The following is a 7,030-nucleotide window of genomic DNA, read 5'->3' on the forward strand; positions in this document are numbered from 1 at the left end:
GCCTCGTGGAGACCAACGTCCGTACACCGCTGGACATCTTCAACCTGCCGCAGCATCTGGTGATCCCGCTGTTTCAGCGGCCCTATGTGTGGGATGAGACGGAGCAGTGGCTTCCCTTGTGGCAGGACGTGCGCCGCTTGGCGGACCTGAGATTGTCCGACCCATACAGCACTCCTGCGCACTTCCTCGGCGCCGTCGTCGTGCAGGCCCAGGAGAACCAAACGGGCAACCTCCCTGCCCGCAACGTGATCGACGGTCAGCAACGACTGACCACGCTGCAGCTCTTGATGGACGCAGCCGGCTCGGTTCTCGAAGAGGCAGGGCTCGACTCCCTGGCCGGGCAGCTGGAAGTGCTGACCCACAACCTGGAACTGTACGTCTCGGACGGCGGGGTCCGACTGAAGCTGCGACACACGAACAGGGACCAAGCGGCGTTCGACGAGGTGATGAACGCTGAGCCTCCCGTGGACCACGACGCCCTGAAGCACTCGGGGTCGTTGATCGCCCGCGCACACCGGTTCTTCGTGAACGCCGTCGCGGACTGGTTGGGCGACCAGGCTGATCCGACGTACGCCAGCCGTGCTGCGACCCTGGTGCAGGTCCTCACCCGCGGGCTGCAGCTGGTGGTCATCGACCTGCAGTCGATGGAGAACTCCCAGGAGATCTTCGAAACGCTGAATGCACGAGGCACTCCCCTGACGGCTGCGGACCTGGTGAAGAACTTCGTCTTCCAGCGGCTCGAGGCCGAGGGAGTGGACACCCGACGCGCGTACGCCGAGGACTGGCCTTTCGAGTCCCCATTCTGGGAGGCCGAGGTCTCGGCGGGCCGTTACGTGGTCTCCCGCAGCTCACTGTTCTTGAACCAGTGGCTGGTCGCCCGAGTCGGAGAGGAGGTCAGCCCCAAGTCGACGTTCTCCCGGTTCAAGCACTACGTCGACCACGAGTGCGGCCAGAAGATGAGTGAACTGCTGGTCACGATCAAGCACCAGGCCGACCTCTACGAGGAGTGGACCACCGCTGCCGCGGACCCTGATCGTGCGCTCAATCCGACTGAGATGGCCGTCTACCGGATGAGCGCCACCGGCGTGGAGCTGCTCAAGCCGGTCCTGCTGTGGCTGCATGACCCCGAGCTCGACATCCCTGAGGACGTCGCGACCGAGGTGATCGCAGCGATCGAGAGCTGGGTCATCCGCCGCCAACTTCTGCGGCTCAGTTCCGGTGACCACAGTCGTGTCGTGGCCGAACTGATCCGCACCCACCGCGACGCCCCTTCGAGCGAGCTCGGCCAACGCGTCCGTCACGACCTGACCCAGCTGCGCTCGGCCAGCACCTACTGGCCGGGCGACGACGAGATCCGGACAGCACTGCATTCCGAGAATGCCTACCGCCGCTTTCCCCGGGGCCGGCTCCGGATGCTTCTCGAAGCTGTCGAGGACCACCTCCGCGCCGTGCATCGGTACCCACCGGTGCGGCGCCGCGGGTATCCCATCGAGCACGTCCTGCCGCAGAAGTGGGAGACGCACTGGCCCGTGGAGGGCTTGGAGGCTGAACTCCACCGCGGCGCCCACGTGCACCGTTTGGGCAACCTGACGTTGCTCACCGAGAGCTTGAACTCGTCGGTGTCCAACGGTCCCTGGAAGGTCAAGAGGGACAAGCTTGCCAAGTACGACGTGTTGTTGATGAACCGTCCCTTCAGCCACTCTCCCGCTGAACCCTGGGACGAGGACCGGATCGACAGCCGCACCGACGCGATGGTCGAGGCTCTGCTAGCGACTTGGCCCGTACCAGAGGGACACAGCGGCGAGGTGGCCCATGCGGTATCAGTTGACAACTCCTGGGTCGAGATCAAGCACCTAGTGGCAGCCGGGCTGTTGGTACCAGGCACGCGCTTGCAGCCACGTCCGGGCCAGTGGAACGCGCTCGAGGCCGTCGTCCGCGAGGACGGCAAGCTGGAGACCGGCGGCAAAACTTTCGACACCCCATCCGGCGCAGGCAAGTACGTCAAGGGCGCTGTCACCAACGGGTGGGCGTTCTGGCGGCTGGAGGACGGTCGCAAGCTCGCCGACATCCGGGCCGTGTACCGCGGAGAGAAGCCCAGCCCCAAGAAGTCTGGGTCCTCCTTCGACTGGTCCCCACTCCACGCCATCCTCGAGGTCATGCCTGAGGGCCGCTGGACGACCTACGGCGAACTCGCCGACGCCGTCGGAACCGCGCCGCAGCCGCTGGGTGCCCACATCACTGCGTGCGCACAGTGCTCGAACGCGCACCGCGTGCTGACCCATCACGGTCGGGTGGCGCCGGCCTTCGCCTGGCCAGACCCCGACGATCACCGCGACCCGGAGCAGATGTTGCGGGCCGAGGGGCTGGCGTTCCCCGAGGGCAAGGCAGACGCGAGCAAACGATTGAGCAGCGACGACCTCACCGCGCTCGTCAACGAGGAACCGCAGGGTCACTAGAGCACTGCCGTTGGCGCGGGCGACGGCCACGACTCTGACGGTAGGAAGTCTGGGTCTGACCTCCGGGTTGGCCGTCGTCGTGTCCCTGAGGGTTGCGCGAAAAAGATGCGCGGTCGGCAGTGCAAGCGGGTTGCGATCGTTTGCCGCGCTGGCCCCCTTGGCTTCTTGACCCAGGTCCTTGCCCCGTTCCCGCCCGGAGTTCGACAAATGCTGGAAGCATCGACGAATGGCACGCGACGGTCAGGAGGCATCGCATGGGTAGACAACTTGACGACCCCGGCTTTGATCCCAGTAACGATGAATGGGTTGGGACTGGGGCGACTTGGGACCGGCGGAGTTCCATGGATGGCTCGAGCAGCAGCGGCTTCACGGGCGAGCGCACCTCGGTCAAAGAGAAGGCCCCGCCGATGTCTGCTGAGGAGTTCGAGTTGATCTCTGATGCGATCGGTGGCGGCGGCTTGTCCATGTCGTACGAGGGCTGCCTCGGCCAGTTGCATCGAGCAGGCCACGAGCACATCACCGTCGAACAAGTCGCGATGGTCGCCGAGCTGATCGGCGTGCGGACGAGCAGCCGGGTGTGGACAGGTGTGCCTGCACCCATCAAGAAACTTGCGGCGAAGCGGGCACGAGAGCGGGCCGCGGCGCGGCGTCGGAAGGGACGTTAGCTCCGGGTTTTACTCAGCACTCGGTTGTCGTTTTCTCCTCATTAGTCGTCAGCCGCCACGCCAGATCAGGGGCCAATCTCGACATCACATGGCTCCGGGACGAGTCCCTTGAGGACATGGACAACCTCCCGGCACCGGAGATCATTGCCCGAGAGATCGTCGAGGATCTCACCGCGGCACTTGCCGAGTTCGAGGCGGTCGCGGCCGCACTCGAGTTGGCAGCCTCTGACGGCGGGTCGGAGCTGGACGCACCGGCTGACTAGGCTGCTCACCGTATGGGTTCTTCCTTGGCTAGTTCCCAGCGTTCTTCCCAAGGTTCTTTCCATACGCCGGGCCTCTGGGGTATGGAAAGAACTATCCTGACCTGCGGATTCGCGACTTGAGGCGGGTGTGGGGACTGCGTAACGTGGGACATCCATCGCATGACGTTGGAACGCATCGGCTGGCAAGTTGGAACGTCGCGGGCATTCGGCAGCGCTGCCGCCTATTCCTTGGGACGCTTCACCCGTGACCCAAGTCTTCGTCACGCGCACAGGCGCCAAGTACCACGCGGTCTACGACTGTCCCGGCATTGTCGACGCCGAGCAGCGGAACAACCATGCGATTGAGCGCTGGCCGACTCCCTTGAGGAACCTCGAGCAGGAACCGTGCGCTGTCTGCTGGCCATCGACGGCAGGCTGGGATTCCTGGAGTCAGTTGGAGCACCGCGTAGAGCAAGCCGGCGGCGCGGAGTACGAGCGGGTCTTCGTCAAGCAGGTGTTGAGGCACGTCCGCGATCTGCGTGCGTTCGATGTGTCGGTACAGCGAGATGCGGAGGGCCGCAGCGGCAAGCGCTACCGCCTGGACTTTGCCATCCAAGGCGAAGGCGATCAGCGGGTTGCCGTTGAGATCGACGGAAAGGACAAGGCGCCTGGTGAGCGCTCTCCCGAGGAGATGCGACGCAACGTGGAGACTCGGCGGGCAGACCTCAGCGCAGCTGGTTGGAAGGTAGTGAACCTTGGCAACGAGCGAGTAGCCAACCGATCAGCCGAGTGTGTCGCCGAACTCGAAAGCGCCCTCCGCGACGCTTTTCGGCCAAAGCACCGCGACCCCCGCACGACGCCCGATCCAGCGCCCCACGGGTGGTCCGGGTCGTCGGCGACGCCTCCTCCATCTAGCACGTCCGCACCGGTGGGCACGGGACGGGGACGGTTTCGCTCCCTGGGATTCGCGGCAGGCGCCGCTCTCTTGGTGATCGGAGTGGGCGCGTGGGTCGCGGTCAGCTCTAACGAGGTGCAAGGGCCGGAACAGCCGAACGGCTTGGAGTGCCCTTCGTCCTCGCCGGTGAAGGGCAACCTGAGCGAAGGAGGAGACAAGATCTTCCACCAACCAGGTTGGACCTACTATGACCGGACGGCGCCTGAAGAGTGCTTCGTTTCGGCGACCGACGCGGAGGCAGCCGGATATCGGCCGTCGTCCATCCGCTAGGCAGCCAACGGGCGACATGCCCATCAACCGCCAGCGGAGCGCAGCACGTCCGTCGTATTGCGGAGTGGCAGCCGAAGATCCGCTCGTCCGCCAACTCTTTCTCAGGCTGGTGGTCGGATTCGAAGCAGGTCGCTGACGTTTGTTGCTTCTGCGTTGGCGATGCGCAAACCGTTGCTGCGCGACCCAGGCAACCGGCTGGCGGGGGTGTGAGGCATCCTTGCCCCCATGGACAACCTCTTCTGCTTCCCGTGCCTCACCGACCCCGACGGTGGCGGCGAGGAGCGGGCCACGACGATGCGGAAGGGCACCGCCTTGTGCACCCAATGCGCCCGGACCGTCGCGCAGAACGTCAGCGGCTCCCGCAAGACCGGCATCGCCTGACGTTCACAGCGACCCAGTCGGAGCACCTACGTCGCGTTGCGGCGGATGATCCCGAGCGGCGGGCGATGTAATTCGCCTTGTCGTGCCCTTCGGGGACCTCTTTAGTGCCGTTGCCGATACGGACGCTGAAGGCGTTCTTCTTGACGACCCGGCCCGCTCCTCTCGGAATGAGCTATGCCAGTTCGCTTGGCACCTTGATCCCCGCCTCATCCAACAAGGGACTCACCCACCGCCGCAAGATGAGGCGAACTGAGGGGCTGATCTCCTCCCACTTGAGAGCCTTCGCCACCTCCGCTCGCATCCAGTCTCCCTTTGCCGCCGAATCCTTCGCCTTGCCTCTGACTTTGGAGCCCAAGGCATACATGAGGTCCTCCCGAGTTGGGGCGTTCGTTTCGAACAAGGCAGCCAGCGCCGCAACAGTCGCTGGCCCCGACCACCGCGCTCGACGAGTTCGACTACACCGCATTCGTACTCCGCACCGACAGTGCCTACCCGCCCCTCAACCCCACGGCGCTCGCCACCCATCTCCCCGACGAGCAGGCCATCCTCGACAACAACACCACCGACGTCCTCGCCTGCATCGTCGGCATCTGGACCCAGTTCTCCATCCCCGCCAACGCCATCGCCACGATGTCCGGGGTCCTGCACGGTCTCCTCACCAGTTTCGCGGACGAGGGCGGGCTCTACGAGCCGAACGAAGCCCACCTCCTCCGGTTCGTCACCACGAACCCCGCCACCACCGGGAACCCGCCAACCCGGGAGGAGATGCGCCTGCGCCGTAACACCATCAACGCTGCCTACCTCGCTCTCGAAGACGCTGACATCACCGACACCGCACCGCTGCTCGACGTATCGCAACTGTCCGCCGACCTGCGCGCCAACCAGCGGGGCACAACGCGGGGACACGTCGCCACGAAGCGCGCGCGCAGGGGCTACGACCAGCAGGTCCATGTCCGTCCCGCCACCCACGACGAGATGCTCCTGGTCCGTCTCGCCACCCGTCTCGTGGGCACAAGCCGGGGAAAGCACCGCGCCGCGGCCGCCGCCGCACTGTGCTCGAGCACCGCGACGACCTCAGAGGCGCCCCAAGTGCTGTGGGGCTCCCTCTCTGACCGCACGGTCGAGCTCACCGGCCGGCACCACCCCGCCGGAGCCAACGAGACGGACATCGCCGCGCGCCGTGTCACCCTCGACCCCTGGGCCGACTCCGCCTTGCAGTCCTGGCGCGACGAGCAGAGCCGCTTCCGGACACTCGACCCCCAGGCTCCGATGGTCTACGACGGTCGACAGGCAGTCACCAGCAACTCCGCCCAGGTCTGCGTCGACAACCAGATCGGTAAGGCATTCATCCGTGCCGGACTCGACCAGATCACCGGCTCCCTCCGACTCTGGGGCGCCATCAAGAACGCCACCGACGTGACCACGATCCGCGACGGAGCCCACCGCGCGGGAACCAGCTTCGTCACCCTGCACCGTCTCGTTCACCAACTCGGTGAGGGCGCGTTCTGACGTGGTTACAACCGAACGGGCCCGATGCCGTGACGCACTCGGCCGCCCCATCGGGGCTATGTGCGTGCGTCCACCTCGACGTCCCAGGTCAGGACGAGCCGAGGGACGGCGCAGATCGAGTGGCGAGCATCCACCCACGTCGAGCAGTACGGCACCGTCATGGGGCACCGGGCCGTGCCGGGCCTCCCCGTCATCGGCAGCAGAGCGAGAACCATGGCAGGCATTAGAAGACGCCGGACGATCCGAAGGTGTCTTGTCTGGAACCCACGCCCGAAGGACGCCCGCCAGAGCACTAGGCTGCGACCGTGGTGTGGCTTGTTCCCAGGGTTCTTCCCATCGAAGTTCCTAGGGTTCTTTCCACACCCCGGGCCTCTAGCTCAATTGGCAGAGCAGCGGACTTTTAATCCGTTGGTTCAGGGTTCGAGCCCCTGGAGGCCTACCGCTCCTGTGATCGCCGCCCACCCCCTCCACAGCCGGACACGGCCGTCGTGTCCTGGGGTCGCCGAAGAGTTCCCACGTGGGGCCGACAGAGGGCAGAAACGTGGCCGTCCT

General features: G+C 65.5%; 6 protein-coding genes and 1 tRNA gene. All 7 read left to right on the top strand.

The window, feature by feature from the left end; all coding sequences use genetic code 11:
• Positions 1-5 precede the first annotated feature (5 nt).
• The 7 genes from AC4BG9_RS12160 (at position 6) to AC4BG9_RS12190 (ending at position 6,917) form a co-directional block, all read left to right on the top strand.
• Positions 6-2,456, top strand: coding sequence for a GmrSD restriction endonuclease domain-containing protein (locus AC4BG9_RS12160; protein ID WP_490571360.1), 2,451 nt, complete (start codon positions 6-8; stop codon positions 2,454-2,456).
• A 341-nt stretch (positions 2,457-2,797) separates the two neighbouring features.
• Positions 2,798-3,121 carry a hypothetical protein gene (locus AC4BG9_RS12165; RefSeq protein ID WP_490571361.1) on the top strand — a complete coding sequence of 108 codons (324 nt, stop codon included), beginning with the start codon at positions 2,798-2,800 and terminating at the stop codon, positions 3,119-3,121.
• Positions 3,122-3,237: 116 nt separating this feature from the next.
• Entirely contained in the window at positions 3,238-3,384 is a 147-nt protein-coding gene (locus AC4BG9_RS12170) for a hypothetical protein (protein WP_490571362.1), read from the top strand.
• A gap of 244 nt (positions 3,385-3,628) precedes the next feature.
• A complete protein-coding gene (locus AC4BG9_RS12175) occupies positions 3,629-4,588 on the top strand; it encodes a sunset domain-containing protein (protein WP_490571363.1) in 960 nt (319 codons plus the stop codon).
• 225 nt (positions 4,589-4,813) lie between these two features.
• Positions 4,814-4,969: a hypothetical protein gene (locus AC4BG9_RS12180; RefSeq protein ID WP_490571364.1), complete on the top strand. Its 156-nt coding sequence runs from the start codon at positions 4,814-4,816 to the stop codon at positions 4,967-4,969.
• A gap of 378 nt (positions 4,970-5,347) precedes the next feature.
• Positions 5,348-6,478: a hypothetical protein gene (locus AC4BG9_RS12185; RefSeq protein ID WP_490571365.1), complete on the top strand. Its 1,131-nt coding sequence runs from the start codon at positions 5,348-5,350 to the stop codon at positions 6,476-6,478.
• A 366-nt stretch (positions 6,479-6,844) separates the two neighbouring features.
• Positions 6,845-6,917: transfer RNA gene (locus tag AC4BG9_RS12190), tRNA-Lys, on the top strand.
• Positions 6,918-7,030: the final 113 nt, after the last annotated feature.

It is taken from the genome of Nocardioides sp. Z40_12 (assembly GCF_058215795.1).

Coding starts and splice junctions, on each gene's coding strand:
- AC4BG9_RS12165 (WP_490571361.1), top strand. CDS start 2,798: ATGGATGGCTCGAGCAGCAGCGGCTTCACGGGCGAGCGCACCTCGGTC.
- AC4BG9_RS12170 (WP_490571362.1), top strand. CDS start 3,238: ATGGACAACCTCCCGGCACCGGAGATCATTGCCCGAGAGATCGTCGAG.
- AC4BG9_RS12180 (WP_490571364.1), top strand. CDS start 4,814: ATGGACAACCTCTTCTGCTTCCCGTGCCTCACCGACCCCGACGGTGGC.